Here is a 16,051-nt window from a genome sequence, read left to right as displayed (position 1 = left end):
TGTACAAACAAGCGTATCAAAAACGCGAAGGCCGGAATCGCTTCCGGCCTCGCCTGGTGGTTGGTTGGAGATCTGATAGGATAGTTATCGGCTGGGTCAGTTTGACGCAGTCTTGCCATTGATGATCGTGTCCAGTTCGGCCTGCAGCTTCTCTCCGCGCAGGTTCCTGGCAATGATCTTCCCGGAAGGGTCGATCAGGAAATTAGTTGGTACTCCTTTTACACCATATAATACAGCTACCTCGTTGCTCCAGTATTTCAGGTCGGAAACATGTGTCCAGGCTTCCAGGCCATCTTTTTTGATAGCAGCTACCCAGGCATCTTTCTTACCCGGCTGATCCAGGGATACACTGAGCACTGTAAAGTTCTTGTCTTTGAACTGGTTGTAAGCAGCCACCACATAAGGGTTCTCTGCCCTGCAGGGACCACACCAGGAAGCCCAGAAATCGAGCAGTACATATTTACCACGGAAGTCAGACAGCTTCACCGGCTTGTCTTGCACATCGTTCTGCGTGAACTCAGGCGCAGGTGAGCCAATGGCCAGGCGGCGCTCTCTTTCCATAGCAGCGGCAAATTCTTTACCGGCTATGCTGTTCTGCAGCTCAGGCGTCAGGCTTTTATACATCGGTTCCAGTATAGCCAGGTTCATGTTCAGGTGTACGCTCAGCTCTTTCAAGGCTTCCACACTGAAGAAAGAGCCAGGATTTGCCGCAATGAACTGTTTCATCAAATCCCTTTTATCTTTCATGGCTTTGTCGAACCGTGCACGCAGGCCATTCATAAAAGCAGTATCACGCTGCTGGTCCGGTGTAGATGCACCATAGTCTTTATTGAGACTGTTCATCTGCTCATCAAAGGGAGCCAGGAATTTCTTGTAACGCTCATGCTCCGCATTCACAGGAGAGCCGGTGATAGCGCCGTCTTCCAGCTTTTCCTTTGCACTGATATTGATGCTGCCCTTGTCAATATAGATCAGGCGCCTGTCTTCTGCTGTCTGCGGGTTATGATCGCCGCTGCCCTGGTGATCTACCATCAGCATGCACATATGCGGCCCTTTCACTTTGCCCTTGATCACGAATGTGCCGTTATGCAGCACGGCAGAATCCAGCATGCTGTTATTATCTTCCCCCTGGTAATGCAGGTATGCTTTAGCTGGCGCATTGAGGTTGCCCAGCTTACCATTCAGTACGAATTCGCCACTTTGTGCCACAGCCACTACAGGCAGGGCAACAAAAGCCGTTAATATCCATTTTCTCATTTTATGCTGTTTAGATGATGAAATCATTTTAGTCTCTGATGATCACGTCTTTCGGTATACCGGCTATCCCGTTATACTGCTGTGTCACCTGCCCGGTTTTACCGGTGCTGATATCCAGGTAGTAGATACTGCCTTCGGTGCCGGCTACCAGCAGGTTGCCGTTGCGCTGTACTTTGAGCATGGTTACCTGCTTACCACCGAAGTTGGCATCCAGCGCCTTCAGTTCCTGGTTCAGCGGGTTATAGCGGTATACTTTGTCATTAGCACTGAAAAAGAAAACGCCAATGGGAGATGAACGCCAGATTGTGCCAGCAGTCAGCAAAGCTGCACCGGGAAATGCCTTCTTATACGAAGGATAGAAGCGCTGCGTACTGTCATTCAGCGTCACACGGAACTTTAATTCCATCTTCTTACCGGCGCTGTCGCAGAAGGCATACAGGTCGTTATCGCTGAAGCGGTCCATATACAGCAGGTCCATTTTCAGGTCTTTTGGATTGAAAGCAGTATCCATCACGGAGAAGTCTGAACCGTAATAAGACAGCTTCATGATGCGCACAAACTGTTTCAGGTTTGCTTCAAAGCCGATGTAATAATTATTGTAAGGGCTCTCGTACGCGTTGTGCAGCACCTGTGGGTGCAGTTTATAATTGCCTGCTACCGGCACACCGAAGAAGCCGTAGTAAGGCCAGAACGGGGCCGTTTCTGTAGCGCCGGTATATAACTTACCGTTAATAACGGCCTGGGTAACACCGTTAGGCATGTTCATCATGTACTCCGGTTTAACGGAAGCCGGCGGGTTAAAAAAGTTCTCCTTCATGGTACGTATCCGCTGCAGGTTATCTGCATTCACCAGCACGCCACCGTTTGTATACGTGATCCAGTAAGAAGTGAGCCGGTTCAGGTAAAACTGGTTCTGTACGGGCACCAGCTGCATGGGCGCTCCCTCCAGCGCCTCCTGGTTGATGGCCTGGTATATGCCTGATTGAACAGTGCCATCCGGCTTGATGAAAGTCAGCTCTGCCCTGCCGCTGCTGCTGGTAAGCACCACTGCGCCCCTGGTAAACTCCGTTTGACAGTTGATGATGAATTCATGGTAATACTTCATGCCGTTGCTGTTATCCACTACCGAGAGCACGGCAGTGTAACGGCCGGAGGCCAGCCCGAAAACAATACGCAGGTTGCGGCTTTCATAATCAAGTGAAGTGGCCTTTTCCGGTACATTGATCTTCCAGTAACAGGTGTAATCACTTTTTCCGGAAGCCAGTTTAACCGTAGGCGTTATAATCAGGCTATCACCAGTAAGAACAGTGTAGGCCGTATCCAGACCTTCCACTACGGGGTCTGGCAGCTCCACATAATCATAATTGCCTTTATCGCGGGAGCAGGCAAGCATCAACAGCACCAGTCCTCCAAGTATATATAACAGATATCTTTTCATCTGCAGGAATGTTTTTGGTTTATATAATGCGGTTGCCGTTCTCGTCTGTGAAATAATACCTGTTATCAGAAGCGTTAAGCGTCATCAGGTATCTTTTTGCCGGGTTGGTGACGCTATAGAAGTAGTACTTACCTGTGCCCGCTGCTTCCAGGGTGTATCCCTCCTGCGGGTTATCCGCTACCCAGCCTGCCGGGTCATTGAGGAAAGAACGAAAACGCCTGGTATAGTACAGTACTTTGGGGGTAGTAGTAGCATCACTGTTAGTAGGCGGCAGCTCAGTAGTACCGGAAGTACGGATGAACAGCTCATGCTTTACCCGGGAGTAAGGCCCCAGCTCACCAGACCAGGCATCCCACCACACCGGCTTCTCCAGCCGGTTGGAGAACAGGAGGCGCAGGGTGTCCAGCTTTTTGAAATCAGCATGAAGATCCGATGTGCTTTCCAGCTGGAATTTGATGCGCACCATCTTATTGGCCAGCGCGGTGTCTGTGTTGTAGATGATTACCGGCACCCTGATGATGCCCTGCCCTGCAGGCACTTTATAAACATCTTCCAAAGGTTTGTAATGCTGGTTAGCCACCGCGGTAGTAGCACTATCCACTATTTTTATCCTGAAAGTCCGTTCAGACTGTGTTCTGATACCGGAAATGCGCAAAGGCAGCAGCACCGTATCGCTGGCCAGTTCAGGAAATAATGCGAAAGAGTAAACGATACTGTCTATTCGCGCGCCGGTACGGTCCGTAAGGTCGAAATAGATATTATCGTCTGTGGTGTATTGCAGCTCCGTGGCTTTCTTGCAGGAGCTGAGCACGGCCATATATAGTAAACCAAATGTTATTAGACGCTTCATCTGTCAGTGTTTATCTGTTACCGTAAGCAATTTCATCATCCGGAAAGGGCAGCACAAAAACGGAGCTGGTAGCCGGGATCGTGCTGCCAAAAGGACCCGGGAAAGAAATGTTCAGCCGTTTGTACATATAGAAGATCTGGCCTTCACCGAAGAACTCTTTCCGTGCCTCCTTCACCAGTTCCTGCAGGAAGGTGGCTTTAGACGGATCATTCCGCTGCGCGCCGATGCCGCGGTTGAGGCGTACGGTATTAAAGTATCCCCAGGCTTTGGCAGGATCGCTATCGAAGGTGCACTCTGCCGCGATGTAGTACATTTCACTCAGGCGGATGGCAGGCCCCAGCTGCGGGTGAATGTTACGATCCGGGTCACGGGTGTACTTCTCCAGGCGCAGATAGTTGCCGGATGAAACAGATTGTTCTGAGAACCACTGCTTATAGCGGAAATCTTCACCACCTACGCTGCCTGTTTCATAAATATTCCGGCCGTCCTGCAGGGTAACGTATAATGACGATTGTTCGATCCTTAACAGCCGGCGCAATGCATCCGTCGTTTCGGCATTGGAGATGTACACAGCAAACAGCAGCTCTTTGTAGAGCATACGGTCTTTCTTCTCCTCATCCGGGTTCAGGAAGTCTGCCTGTTTTGTCCAGGGAAATTTATTGGCATTGATCACTTCCAGGGCATTGAGCAGCGCATTGGGATGATCTCCCTTATAGAGATAGATGCGGGCCAGCTCCCCGCAAACAGCATAGTAGTTGAGATGATGGCGGCGCTGCTGTGTGAACATGGGACCGTCCTTCTCAGTAGAAGTATCCACCGTACGGTCATATCCAACTTTATATCCCGGTGTGAGGATAGGATCAGCAGTGCGCAACAGTTCTTTTGCAGCATTCAGATCCTGTAGCATTGCATCTATTGCTTCGCCGGTCTTGTACATCTTCGGAACATTCTTGCTGAAAGCAGTAACATAAGGAATGCCTTTACCATTCGGCTCCACGGCATACGAGGCAGCAAAGAGGCGCAGCACATCAAAATGACAATAAGCACGCATGGCCAGGGCCTCGCCTTTTACTATTGCATAGATGGGCTGTGTAAGCACACCTTTTTGTTTATCTACATGCTCCAGGATAATGTTGCTGTTGGCGATCACGTTGTACAAGCCTTTCCAGGCAGCATCCTTCCGGGTCATAAAGTCCTGGTCCTTGTAATTGTACAGCATGGTTTGCCGGTACTTGTTCGGATCCTCGGGAGATACGTTATAGTTCTGCGCCAATGCATCAGGGAAGCCCACGCTGAGCTCTTTACCATACATATCCTGCTGGGCGCAGCGGGTATACAGGCCGTTAATGGCCTCCATGAACCCTGCTTCGGTGCTGAACAGCACTTCCTGCTCTACCTCTGTCTGCGGCTTCACATCCAGCCATTTTTTGCAGGAGGATAGCGCAACAGTTGTTATGATGAGTATGAGATACTTTTTCATGTTCAAAACTTTTAGAACCTGGTTGATAATGAGAAGGTGAAGCTCCTGGCAAAAGGATAGTCGATCCCTCTTTCAAGTTTGATGGAAGACCAGTAAGCGATGTCATTCATGTTAAGCGCACAGCGCAGGTTCTTCATGCGCAGGCGTTTGTAGATAGACGCCGGCGCTTCGTAAGAGAGGTATACTGCTTTCAGTTCTACCCTGTTCTCACGTTGTACAAAGCGGGAAGAAGTAAGCGTGTTACCGTTGAGCGCAGCGCTCAGGTCTGCGATGTCTTTAAAGAACACCTGGTCGCCGGGTTTCTTCCAGCGGTCGCTCAATGCGCGGGCATCTACATTGTACCAGGGGTTGGCATTCTCCACACGGTCTATCAGCGTCTGGTTGTAGATGTCGCCACCCAGGCGGGTATAGAAGCTTAATTCCAGCATAAAGCTTTTGTAGATCACGCTGCCGCCGAAATAGCCGTCGAGCTTCGGTGTCTGATCGCCAATGGGCACCGTGTTCTTTACGTTGTAATCATAAGTGCGGGTGCCGTCCAGGTTCAGGAAGATCTCACGCCCGTTCTCCGGGTCAATGCCCAGTGAGCGTACGGCATAAATAGTGTTGAGCGACTGCCCTTCACGGTAACGCAGCAGGGGCACTGATTTCAGTTCAGGGTTCTCCTGCTGCTGCTTGTCTACATCATCGTTATAATTCTTGAGCGCATCAGATATTTTGGTGATCACATTCTTGTTGTGCACCATGTTCAGGTTCAGGTTCACAGACCAGTTACGGCTGCGGAATACGTTGGCGCGCATATACAGCTCAAAGCCTTTGTTCACCATCTCCCCCAGGTTCTCCTTGTATCTTTCAAAACCGGTGGAGGAAGGCACATTGATGTCTGCCAGCAGATCGGTGGTCAGCTTGTGATAATACCTGGGAGAAAAGTACACACGGTCCTGGAAGAGGCCCAGTTCCATGCCCAGTTCGTAGTTATGTGTACGCTGCCATTTCAGCCTGGAATTGCCGTAAGCAGTAAACACAGCGCCTACGCCTGTAGAGTACCATTCTCCGGTGTAGTACTGGTAAGTGGTATTGGATAAATAGGCCGGGAAGGACACATTGCCTGTTAATCCGGTAGTAGCTTTCAGCCGCAGCTGGCTGATAGCCGTATGCTCCAGGAACTTCTCCTTATGCAGGTTCCATCCGATGCCATAAGACCAGAAAGGCGCCATACGGGAGTCTGAACCGAATTTGGAAGAACCGTCTACCCGCAGGGTACCGTCCATCAGAAAGCGGTTCTGAAAGGAATAGTTAAAAGACAGGAAAGCGCCCGCCAGCCGTTGTTCTGTTACACCGCCTTTGGGAGCGCCGTCTTTCTCATACATGCGTGCAAAGGATATATCAGAAAAACGGTCGTTGGTAAAGCCCTGGGCTTTAAAGGAACGCTGTGTGGCCGTAGTGGACTGAATATTGGTGCCGAGTGAAAAGTTCAGGAAATGCTCCCGGCGGATCACCTGGTTGTGGTTAATGGTAAAACTACCGTCTACCTGCGTATAGTCTTCTGAGCCGTATTCGTAGGTACCGCGGTCTTTCAGCTCATCGCCGGTGGCGGTATAGAATTCATTACTGAGCGGAGATACAAATTTATCGTTCGACTGCTTGCGCTTAATAAGACTGATATTACCGCTGAACCGCCATTGCGCGGTAGGATTATATTCAACGTTAAAACCATCCATAAACTCCAGGTATTCCTGTTTGTTAAAACTGCCGATGGTAGCCTCATACATGGGGTTGAGCACGTTCGCTGTTTTAATGGCGCTGTTTTCTGCAGCACTGCGGTAATTCCATTTGTCCATTTCCCGGAGCAGCCTTCCGGTAGAATCATAGATCGGGTAATAGGGATTCATCTTCACATAGTCTGCAAAGGAACCGTACGGCGACTCTGTACCTTTTACCTGCGAGATGGTGAACTGGTTACGGAACAACAGCTTGTTGCTGCGTGGCGCATAAGACAGCGTATTGCTCAAGCTGTAACGGTCACGGCCAGAGCCTTTCATCACGCCATTATTGGTTTGATAACGCACATCCACCCCATAGCGCATGGACGAAGAGCCGCCCTGCAGGGATACGGAATGTTTATGACCGAAATCGTTGCTAACAGGTTGCGACAGCCAATAGGTATTGATACCGCTGAGCACATTCTTTTTCTTGGCATAGTACAGGCGCTCAAGCACCTCCTCGCCATCTACCTGGTTTTCCTTATAAAGGCCTGCCAGCCGTTCGTATTCCAGCTTCTGGGCAGCATCCAGCACGTTATAGGCGCTAAGGTCCGGCGTGGTCACATTCAGCTCGTAATTGTAATACAGTTCCAGCGCGCCTTCTTTGGGCGCCTTTGTGGTAAACACGCACACACCGTTGGAGGCGCGGGAACCGTAGATAGCAGTGGCCGCTGCATCTTTCAGTAGGGTCACGGTTTCTATCCGGTTAAAATCCAGGTCGAAAATATTCTGTATGCTTACCTGGTAACCGTCTAGTATGAACAGTGGTAGGTTGGTGATACTGGCTAGCTGGTTGCGGCTCAACTGGCTGGGCGCACCGGAAGGCAAGGCCGTGGTGCCGCGCACATTGATATTAGGCAACTGGTTAGGATTAGACCCCGCGATATTATTCTCTACGAGGCGAAAAGAAGGATCGCGGGCCTGTATGCTTTGCAGGATATTCTGCGGGTTGAAGTGTTTGAGCTCCTCTCCTGTTATAACAATGGCGGAACCGGTGTAATTATCTTTCTGCAGTTTCTGGTAGCCGTTCACTACAAAGTCTTTCATGGACTGCACTTCAGTCAGCAGCTTTGCATCGATGGAGGTGCGTCCGTCCACTTTCAATTCCATTGATTTATAGCCGATATAGCTAAACACCAGCGTGCCGTTGGGCGGTACATTAGTCAGCCTGTATTTACCACTCTCATTGGTTTTGGTACCATTGAAGGTGCCTTTTACCACGATGGTAACACCCGGCAGCGGAAGACCTGATTCCTCGGTCACCAGGCCGGTAATAACAGACTGTTGCAGCAGGTCTGTAGCCGGCTGCGTGCCCGCTACCCTAGTGTTGAGCGGGTCCATTTCCAGGCCGCTTGATTGTTTAACCGGCTGAGCAGCTGGTTTTGATTTTTCCTTTTTGAAGATAATGTACTGGTCTTTTCCAGCTTGCTCTGCCTCCAGTCCCAGGGTGTGCAGAAAATCGTTGAGGTAATCGATCATAGGCACAGCGGGATCTTTGGCAGGGGGGGCATCCGTATAAAGTCCGTTGACGGTGTTACCCACATAATTGATGCGGATCTTGTAGCGCTGTTCCACACGGGCCAGCTGGTGTTTAAGTGGTTCCTGCTGATTGTCCGCCTGTGCATAACCGGCTGATAAAACAACCGCCGGCCGCTGTATACTGGCAGCTGCAGCAGCAAAGCCGCCCGGCTCCAATAGTAAGGACATAGCAAAGACACCACCGATACAAGCGGCGTAAAATTTCACCATAGCATTAGATTAAGGTTGGTTATGTACTATTTATCCTCCCGGTTCACTATCGTATAAGTATTCGCTCCTGTCTTCCTGATATGGACATTAAATGATCTTTCGAGTGTTTTAAAGAACACCTCAATATTGCTCGTTGGTATACTTCCTGTATAGGTTTGCAGACCCAGGCTGTCGTTTTCCAGTTGTATAACTACGCCAAGGTTATCCTGCAGGGATCTGATCACTTCTGCTACAGGCGTTTCATCAAACGATAATACACCTGTGCGCCAGGAGGCGTATGCAGCGGGATCAACCCTTTTGTTGCTCAGCTCTTCCGTGGTGGAAGAATAGGTCACCATGTCGCCCGGCTTCATGGTGATCGGTGCAGCCCCGGGTACATCCTTCTTATTGAGCACCAGCTTTACCACACCGGTGCTTAACACCACCTGTGTTTTCACCCGGCGGGTGTTGACGTTGAACTCCGTGCCTACCACCTGGATGTCTACATCCGTAGTATGCACAATAAAGCGGCGGTTGTTCTGCTGGTGCTGTACGGTAAAGAAAGCCTCTCCGTTCAGCCATACTTCACGGGGACCGCCATCGTCGAGTGCTGCTGAGTAGCGTAAGGTGGAATTTACATTGAGGCGCACCAGTGAATGATCCGGCAATTCAACCGTTCTCATTTCGCCCATGGCGGTGGCATAGTGCAAGGTATCCTTCTTTAAAAAGGAATAAATGGCATAGGTCATCACCAGCACACCTGCCATCACTGCGGCATAGGACCACCAGCGACGCATACGGTTGCCGGGCATTTGCAGCACCTTCGTGCTACCACTGTCGATGCTTTGCAAAACCCTTTCCCAGGTCTCGGCTGCGTCGGTGGCAGCAGGCGCATGGGAAGGACCACCTATCAGCAGCAGCATCTCCCTGGCTTTGGCCAGGTCTGCTGCCCGGTGCGGGTACTGCTGCAGCCATTCCTGCCAGTACACAGCAGCGCTGGCGCTCCGTTCAATCACCCACTGGCGGAAAACAGGATGTTGCAAAAGCTCTTCGATCGTAAAATCCCTGGATGTCATCGTTGGTTCTTAACAGATAAAGCAGCAAGCGGACAAAATCTTAGCGTTTGTACCGCACTTTTTTTAAAAAAATTTTATCCCCTTAATAATGAATACGTTAAAAAAAGGGAAATCAGCTTATCACTGTGTTGTTTAAGGTAATTCAGTGCTTTGGACAGCAGCACGTAGGCAGAGCTTACGCTGAGCGACATGATGGCGGCCGTTTCCTGCGTATCGAGCCCTTCGTAATAGCGCAGGTACAGTATCTCCCGCTGACGGCGGGGCAGGCCGCTGATCACTTTTTCCAGCTTCTCCTTCCGTTCTTTATCGGTCTGTTCTCCTATCAGTGCCTCTTCATGAGAGCCCGTGAAGGGTATCGCGAGAGACGGCTGGCCTGCCCAACGGTTCAGCAATCCCTGCTGCCTGCTGATCCTCCGTTTAAGGGAGGCCAGGAGGTAGAACCGGATGGAATCCGTGGCAGAGAGGCGTTCGCGGCTAAGCCAGATACCGGTAAAAAGGTCGTGAATACTGTCTTTCACCAGGTTTGCATCCGGGCATAGCTTCATCCCATACCTGTAAAGAGAAGGAAAATAAGTATTGTAAATGAAAGCTAATGCGTCTTTATCGCCTTCCATTACTCTGGCCCATAACGCTTTATCATCAAGGCTGCCGTACAAATCGATGTCCCTGTTTAGATTTGGTGAACGTTGAAGGTATACTGGTGGTATAACGGCTAAAGATATAAACCGGAATGTTAGCATACAAGCATACCCCAACAAGAGTACCTATCTGATCTTCACCGGCTGTACGCTTTCCTTTGTGATCTTCACCGGTACGATCACGCCGTCTTTATCAAAATGCATTTCATCCACGCATACCACGCGGTGGTTAGCTGCGGTTTCAGTGAGCGGCCTGCGGTGGTATACGATATACCAGCGATCAGTACCCGGCAGGTTGATCACGGAGTGGTGACCTGCGCCGGTGGCTACAGTGGTATCCTGTTGAAGTATTTTGCCGATCCTCTTGAAGGGGCCTGCCGGAGAATCAGCGATGGCATAGGCTACGGAATAGTGAGGGCCGCCCCAACCGCCTTCAGACCACATAAAATAGTATTTGCCGTTGCGGATGAACATGAAAGGGCCTTCCACATATCCTTCAGGGGTAATCTCTTTAAATAGGGTACCGTCTTCCATGGGCTGGAAACCGGTAAAATCAGGTTTCATCTTTACGATATTGCAATGACGCCAGCCGCCGTAGATCATATAGTACTGGCCGTCTTTATCATGGAACACGAACTGGTCTATAGGTTGTGCGCCGTTATGGAATTTGTCAATGAGCGGTTTGCCCAGGTAATCTTTGTAAGGGCCGCCTGGCTTATTGGCCACTGCAACGCCTATACCGCCCTGTTCTGCATCACTCTGTATATCATTGGCAGCAAAGAAGAAATAATACCTGCCGTCCTTTTCAACAATAGCAGGCGCCCACATGGCCTTCTTAGCCCATTTCACGGCAGCGGTGTCCAGTATGTGGGGATGTTTTTTCCAGTTACGCAGATCGTCAGACGAAAAGGCATCAAAGAATACCTGCTTTTCGTACTTATCAGAATAGGTCGGGAAAATCCAGTACTTTTTACCGAAGATAGCGGCTTCAGGATCGGCATACCATCCCGTTATGACCGGGTTGCCGTTTTGCGCAGCAGCTTGCTGTGTTTGCATACATAAGCCGATAGAAACGGCTGCCAGGAACGTCAGTGTCTTTCTCATGGGTGCTACCAGTGCTTTAATTCACGAAAAGCCCCAATATACGAATATCAGTCGTAAGTTGTAAGTCGTCAGTCGTAAGTCGTAAGTTGCTCAGTTGTCAGTTGTAAGTTGCTCAGTTATTACAGCAACGTCGATCTCCGGGTTAATCACTGACGACTGACGACTTACGACTGACAACTGAGCAACTGACAACTGACAACTCTTACCTATCCTTTCCATCTACCTGTATGCGCATCTTCTCCTCCTCAAGATCCAGCAGGCCGATGTGCTTGCGGATCAGCTCTTCGTCCATCTCCTCATTCTTATTAAGCTCCTCCAGTAACAGGCGTTGTTCTTTAATGATGGCAGAGTAGATGCTGCGGAAGGTCTGGTGAGCCGGGTTGGAAAGCTGGTCGCCCGGTTGCGGCGTAGGTACCGCCTCCAGCTTTGTTTTCAGGCTCTGTAGCAATTCATTGGTAGCCAGTTCCTGCTGGTATTGCTCATTCAGCAGGGTGAGGGCCCGGTGGCCTAGTTTTTTGCGTATGATGGCGTCCTGCTCTTCTTCAGAGTATTGATGGTCTTTGTCTTCCATGTTCACCACGCGCACCAGCCATGGGAGGGTAAGGCCCTGGAACACCAGCGTGATCAATATTACCGTGAAAGTGATGAACAGGATGAGGTTGCGTTGCGGGAAAGGCTGCCCATTACTGAGTGTTAAGGGAATAGATAATGCTGCCGCGAGCGACACCACACCGCGCATACCAGCCCAACCTAAGAGCAAAGGGCCTTTCCATCCCGGGTGAGGGTCTGCAGTAGTAATAAAACGGCTGATGAATACTGTGAATACAGAGGCGCCAAAAGTAGAAAGCAATCTCAGCACGATCAATACCCCGCTGATAACCACCCCATACGAGATAGCACTGCCCAGGCTTACGTCCCCCAGCTGATCTACAATAAAGGGCAGCTCAAGACCTATCAGCATAAATACCAGCCCGTTCAGCACAAAACCGACCGTAGACCATACCGTTTCCCCCCGGAAACGGCTGCTGAAGCTGAGAATAATCTGGTTATTGGCAGACAGGAAAAGGCCTCCGCTCACTACAGCCAGCACACCGGAAAAATGCAGTTTTTCCGCCACAATGTACATCATGTACGGTGCAATGAAAGTAAGCAGGATATCTACATTGGGCGTGGTTGGCAGCCAGCGGTGAACGGCGTAAAATACCAAAGCAATGGCCAGTCCTACAATGATCCCCATCACGATTACCAGCACAAAACTGGTAGCTGCTTTGCTGAAAACAAACATGCCTGTTTCTACCGCCACCAGGGCAAACCTGAACACGATCAAACTGGCTGCATCATTGAGCAGGCTTTCACCTTCAACTATAGCGATCAGGCGCTTGGGCACCTTGATATACCTGAGCACAGAGGTGGCAGAAACAGCGTCTGGCGGGGAAATAATACCACCCAGCAGGAAGCCCAGGGCCAGTGAAAAACCAGGGATACAGTAATGCGCCACCACAGCAATAACGGTAGAGGTAAGCAGCACAATGAGGAATGCAAAACTGCTGATGACACGCCGCCATTTCCAGAAATCCTTCCAGGAAGTATACCAGGCCGCCTCATACAGTAAAGGCGGCAGGAAAATGACGAATATTAGTTCGGGGTCGATCCTGATCTCGGGCAGGCCGGGAATGAAACTGATCAACAGGCCGCCCAGCACCAGCACGATGGGATAAGCGATCCTGAGACGTTGCGCTATCATGAACAGGAACAGGATCGCCAGGAGGATAATGAGGTAAAAGCCAAAGTGGTTATGCATACTGCTAAAATATGCAATTCTGCCACTACTTCCATTCCAGCACGCTGCCTTTCAGGTATTTCTTCCTGAGAAAGGAACCGGTTTCCTTAAAGCCGGCATTCAGCCATAGCTCCTTGAACTGGGGATTGGCATACAGCACCTTGATAGGTCGCTCTCTGCGGTAGAGGCTTTCAAAAACCTTATCTATGAAAGACTCCATTACAAGATCGTCAAAGGGATTGAACAGGAAGATAACACCCACCGTATCAGGGATATCATAATCGCGGGCATCGGCACAGGTAATGGTAACGCTAAGGCCGGGGAATCCTTCCTTCACACCTTCCATTACTTCCCTGGCCTGTTCGCAGAGCCTTTCGGAAAAGTCAATACCGATCATGTCACGGAAACCATAGGCCGCACCCACTGCCAGCACCCTTCCGCGGCCGCAACCAACATCCAGGAGGGTAGTTTTTACATCGGGTGCTTTGAGATGGTCAAAAAGGGTGGTGAGTGAATAATAATTGACCGGCTCGTAGAGGCTGAAGTGTTTGCGCTCTATAACAGGCACGGTATCCGGCAGGTTGTCCAGCCCTATGGTGCGGATACCATATTTCTTTTCACCTTTTATTTCATGCCTTATAATAAAAATTGCCAGATCCAGTCCCCAATACCATGTGATATAAAAAAAATAAAGCAAATACCTCATGCCTTTGTTTTTTCATCGGGACGGATGATCATACGTAAGGACTGATCCTTGCTGAAATATGCTACTGTCCAGTTATATAAAGTTTTAAGCCTGTTGCGATAGTTGATCAAAGACATTAGGTGGATGAACAACCAGATAAAGAAGGCGATAAATCCCTTAAAATGCTTGACAGGGCCCGGAAGGTCTACCACCGCCTTGTTACGGCCGATGATAGCCATGGAGCCTTTATCATGATAGATAAACGGCGTAGGCTGCCTGTGCTGCTCAATGGCCTTGAAATTCTTTGCCAGGTGCTTACCCTGCTGGATAGCGGTTTGCGCCACCTGCGGATGACCATTGGGGAAACGGGCCTCGTGCGTTTGCATACTGGTATCGCCAATAGCGTAGATATTTTCGGTTCCCTTTACTTTATGAAACTCATCTGCCAGCATTCTTTTGCCACGGCCATAGCTTTCTACCGGGATGCCCTCAAATACTTTGGCGGTAACGCCGGCTGCCCATATCAGGTTTTTAGTAGGGATCTCTTCGCCATTATCCAGTATGGCGGTATCATTCACATAATCTGTTACGTGCGTGTTGAGACGGGTTTTAACGCCCATCCTGCGGATGGCTTCCATGGTATTGCGTTGCGACCTGGTGCTCATAGGCGACAACAAGGCCTCGCTGCCATCTACCAAATAAATTTCACCGCGTTTACCCTTCAGTTCCGGGTAATCCTTTCCAAGGATGGTCTTGCCCATTTCTGCCAGCATGCCGGATATTTCCACGCCGGTAGGCCCGCCGCCGGTGATCACGAAAGTGAGCAGCTTTTTACGCTCCGCCTCGTCTGTAGTGATAATGGCCTGCTCCATCTGCTGCAGCATACGGTTACGCATGGCAATGGCATCGTGCAGGGTTTTCATGGGCATCGCATGCTTCATTACATTCTGCATACCGAAGTAGTTGGTTTCGGCGCCCGTGGCAAATACCAGGTAATCGTACTGCAGCTCGCCATTGGAAAGGATGATCTTGTTCTCTGCCGGTACTACCTTTTGCAGCTCGCCCAGTCTGAAGAACAGGTTCTGTTTTCCACGGAACAGCTTACGGAAAGGATAGCTGATGCTGGAAGGTTCCAGGAAAGCCGTAGCTACCTGGTAGATCAGCGGCGGAAAAAAATTGTAATTGTTCTTGTCCACCAGGGTCACCCTGAAATCCTTACTGCCAGCCAATGACCTCGCGAAGTTGATCCCTGCAAAGCCCCCACCAATAACAACAATATGCTTCATCCCGATTAATTTTCTTTATGCCTCAAAATTGTTAAATTTAGTTGATACTCTCGTGATATAAAAAACACTTCTTACAGAAATTTAATATATGGACCAACGCATCATCAACCTCTTCGACGAATACACGCACAAACCACTACGGCGTGACGAATTCATCGGCCGGCTGGTAAAGCTGACCGGCAGCATGACCGCGGCCATGGCCGTACTGCCCTTACTGGAAGTGAACTATGCGCATGCAGCCACTGTTCCTGAAAACGCGAAGGGTATCGAGGGTACAGATGTTACCTATGAGGGCGACGGCGTTACCATGAAAGCATACCTGGTTAAACCTGAAGGAGTTACAAAAACAGGCGCTGTACTGGTGATACATGAGAACCGCGGACTGAACCCGCACATCAGGGACGTAACACGGCGGGTAGCACAGGCTGGCTTTATTGCTTTGGCCCCGGATGCCCTCTCCCCTTTTGGCGGTACCCCGCAGAATGAAGACGAAGCCCGCGACCAGATAGGTAAACTGGACGCCGCCAAAAACCTGAATAACTTCCTGAAAGGACTAGACTACCTCTCCACCCTACCAGCAAGCAACGGTAAAACGGGCTGTGTAGGCTTCTGCTGGGGCGGAGCCATGGCCAACCAGCTGGCCGTACATGCACCTGGCCTGAAAGCTGCAGTGCCCTACTACGGACGCCAACCTGATGCGGCCGATGTGCCAAAGATCAAAGCCGCCATGCAATTACATTACGGCGGACTGGACGAACGCATCAACGCTGGCATTCCCGCGTACGAAACGGCGCTGAAAGCTGCGGGCGTTAAATACGAACTGTATATTTATGAGGGTGCACAACACGCCTTCAATAACGATACCGCCCCTACGCGATATAATGAAGCAGCTGCAAAATTAGCCTGGGAAAGAACCTTACGCCTGTTCAAAGAAACATTATTGTAAGCGAACGATAACACCTGTACTGT

12 protein-coding genes are annotated in these 16,051 nt (G+C 50.1%); 1 reads left to right on the top strand and 11 read right to left on the bottom strand.

Features of this window, described 5'->3' with window-relative positions; translation table 11 throughout:
- Positions 1 to 96 precede the first annotated feature (96 nt).
- The 11 genes from ACR9Y8_RS23475 to ACR9Y8_RS23425 form a co-directional block, all read right to left on the bottom strand.
- Positions 97 to 1,257, bottom strand: a complete 1,161-nt coding sequence (locus ACR9Y8_RS23475; RefSeq protein WP_481215691.1) for a redoxin domain-containing protein — start codon at positions 1,255 to 1,257, stop codon at positions 97 to 99.
- A gap of 28 nt (positions 1,258 to 1,285) precedes the next feature.
- A complete protein-coding gene (locus tag ACR9Y8_RS23470; protein WP_481215690.1) occupies positions 1,286 to 2,695 on the bottom strand; it encodes a PKD-like family lipoprotein in 1,410 nt (469 codons plus the stop codon).
- A 19-nt stretch (positions 2,696 to 2,714) separates the two neighbouring features.
- On the bottom strand, positions 2,715 to 3,545 hold the full coding sequence (locus ACR9Y8_RS23465) for a DUF4843 domain-containing protein (protein WP_481215689.1): 831 nt from the start codon (positions 3,543 to 3,545) through the stop codon (positions 2,715 to 2,717).
- Positions 3,546 to 3,555: 10 nt separating this feature from the next.
- Positions 3,556 to 5,025: a RagB/SusD family nutrient uptake outer membrane protein gene (locus ACR9Y8_RS23460; protein ID WP_481215688.1), complete on the bottom strand. Its 1,470-nt coding sequence runs from the start codon at positions 5,023 to 5,025 to the stop codon at positions 3,556 to 3,558.
- Positions 5,026 to 5,036: 11 nt separating this feature from the next.
- The gene (locus ACR9Y8_RS23455; RefSeq protein ID WP_481215687.1) at positions 5,037 to 8,534 is read right to left on the bottom strand and encodes a SusC/RagA family TonB-linked outer membrane protein; all 3,498 of its coding nucleotides are present in this window, start codon (positions 8,532 to 8,534) and stop codon (positions 5,037 to 5,039) included.
- A 26-nt stretch (positions 8,535 to 8,560) separates the two neighbouring features.
- Entirely contained in the window at positions 8,561 to 9,589 is a 1,029-nt protein-coding gene (locus ACR9Y8_RS23450; RefSeq protein WP_481215686.1) for a FecR family protein, read from the bottom strand.
- A gap of 74 nt (positions 9,590 to 9,663) precedes the next feature.
- The gene (locus tag ACR9Y8_RS23445; protein WP_481215685.1) at positions 9,664 to 10,245 is read right to left on the bottom strand and encodes an RNA polymerase sigma factor; all 582 of its coding nucleotides are present in this window, start codon (positions 10,243 to 10,245) and stop codon (positions 9,664 to 9,666) included.
- 108 nt (positions 10,246 to 10,353) lie between these two features.
- Positions 10,354 to 11,331: a glycoside hydrolase family 43 protein gene (locus ACR9Y8_RS23440; protein ID WP_481215684.1), complete on the bottom strand. Its 978-nt coding sequence runs from the start codon at positions 11,329 to 11,331 to the stop codon at positions 10,354 to 10,356.
- 202 nt (positions 11,332 to 11,533) lie between these two features.
- The gene (locus ACR9Y8_RS23435) at positions 11,534 to 13,132 is read right to left on the bottom strand and encodes a Na+/H+ antiporter (RefSeq protein ID WP_481215683.1); all 1,599 of its coding nucleotides are present in this window, start codon (positions 13,130 to 13,132) and stop codon (positions 11,534 to 11,536) included.
- A 25-nt stretch (positions 13,133 to 13,157) separates the two neighbouring features.
- Positions 13,158 to 13,817: a class I SAM-dependent methyltransferase gene (locus ACR9Y8_RS23430; RefSeq protein ID WP_481215682.1), complete on the bottom strand. Its 660-nt coding sequence runs from the start codon at positions 13,815 to 13,817 to the stop codon at positions 13,158 to 13,160.
- Complete coding sequence (locus tag ACR9Y8_RS23425) at positions 13,814 to 15,082, bottom strand: NAD(P)/FAD-dependent oxidoreductase (RefSeq protein ID WP_481215681.1); 1,269 nt, start codon at positions 15,080 to 15,082, stop codon at positions 13,814 to 13,816. Before ACR9Y8_RS23425 ends, ACR9Y8_RS23430 begins: the two co-directional genes overlap by 4 nt.
- A gap of 88 nt (positions 15,083 to 15,170) precedes the next feature.
- Between ACR9Y8_RS23425 and ACR9Y8_RS23420 the strand changes: the two genes are divergently transcribed.
- Positions 15,171 to 16,028: a dienelactone hydrolase family protein gene (locus ACR9Y8_RS23420; protein WP_481215680.1), complete on the top strand. Its 858-nt coding sequence runs from the start codon at positions 15,171 to 15,173 to the stop codon at positions 16,026 to 16,028.
- Positions 16,029 to 16,051 lie beyond the last annotated feature (23 nt).

Source organism: Chitinophaga sp. SVR4-12A (assembly GCF_056754765.1).
This window is presented reverse-complemented; position numbering and strand designations above follow the sequence as displayed.

What these genes read in the sequence shown, in the direction of transcription:
- ACR9Y8_RS23465 (WP_481215689.1), bottom strand. Translation starts at nt 3,545, where the DNA reads ATGAAGCGTCTAATAACATTTGGTTTACTATATATGGCCGTGCTCAGC.
- ACR9Y8_RS23425 (WP_481215681.1), bottom strand. Translation starts at nt 15,082, where the DNA reads ATGAAGCATATTGTTGTTATTGGTGGGGGCTTTGCAGGGATCAACTTC.
- ACR9Y8_RS23475 (WP_481215691.1), bottom strand. Translation starts at nt 1,257, where the DNA reads ATGAGAAAATGGATATTAACGGCTTTTGTTGCCCTGCCTGTAGTGGCT.
- ACR9Y8_RS23440 (WP_481215684.1), bottom strand. Translation starts at nt 11,331, where the DNA reads ATGAGAAAGACACTGACGTTCCTGGCAGCCGTTTCTATCGGCTTATGT.
- ACR9Y8_RS23460 (WP_481215688.1), bottom strand. Translation starts at nt 5,025, where the DNA reads ATGAAAAAGTATCTCATACTCATCATAACAACTGTTGCGCTATCCTCC.
- ACR9Y8_RS23430 (WP_481215682.1), bottom strand. Translation starts at nt 13,817, where the DNA reads ATGAGGTATTTGCTTTATTTTTTTTATATCACATGGTATTGGGGACTG.
- ACR9Y8_RS23470 (WP_481215690.1), bottom strand. Translation starts at nt 2,695, where the DNA reads ATGAAAAGATATCTGTTATATATACTTGGAGGACTGGTGCTGTTGATG.
- ACR9Y8_RS23450 (WP_481215686.1), bottom strand. Translation starts at nt 9,589, where the DNA reads ATGACATCCAGGGATTTTACGATCGAAGAGCTTTTGCAACATCCTGTT.
- ACR9Y8_RS23420 (WP_481215680.1), top strand. Translation starts at nt 15,171, where the DNA reads ATGGACCAACGCATCATCAACCTCTTCGACGAATACACGCACAAACCA.
- ACR9Y8_RS23435 (WP_481215683.1), bottom strand. Translation starts at nt 13,132, where the DNA reads ATGCATAACCACTTTGGCTTTTACCTCATTATCCTCCTGGCGATCCTG.
- ACR9Y8_RS23455 (WP_481215687.1), bottom strand. Translation starts at nt 8,534, where the DNA reads ATGGTGAAATTTTACGCCGCTTGTATCGGTGGTGTCTTTGCTATGTCC.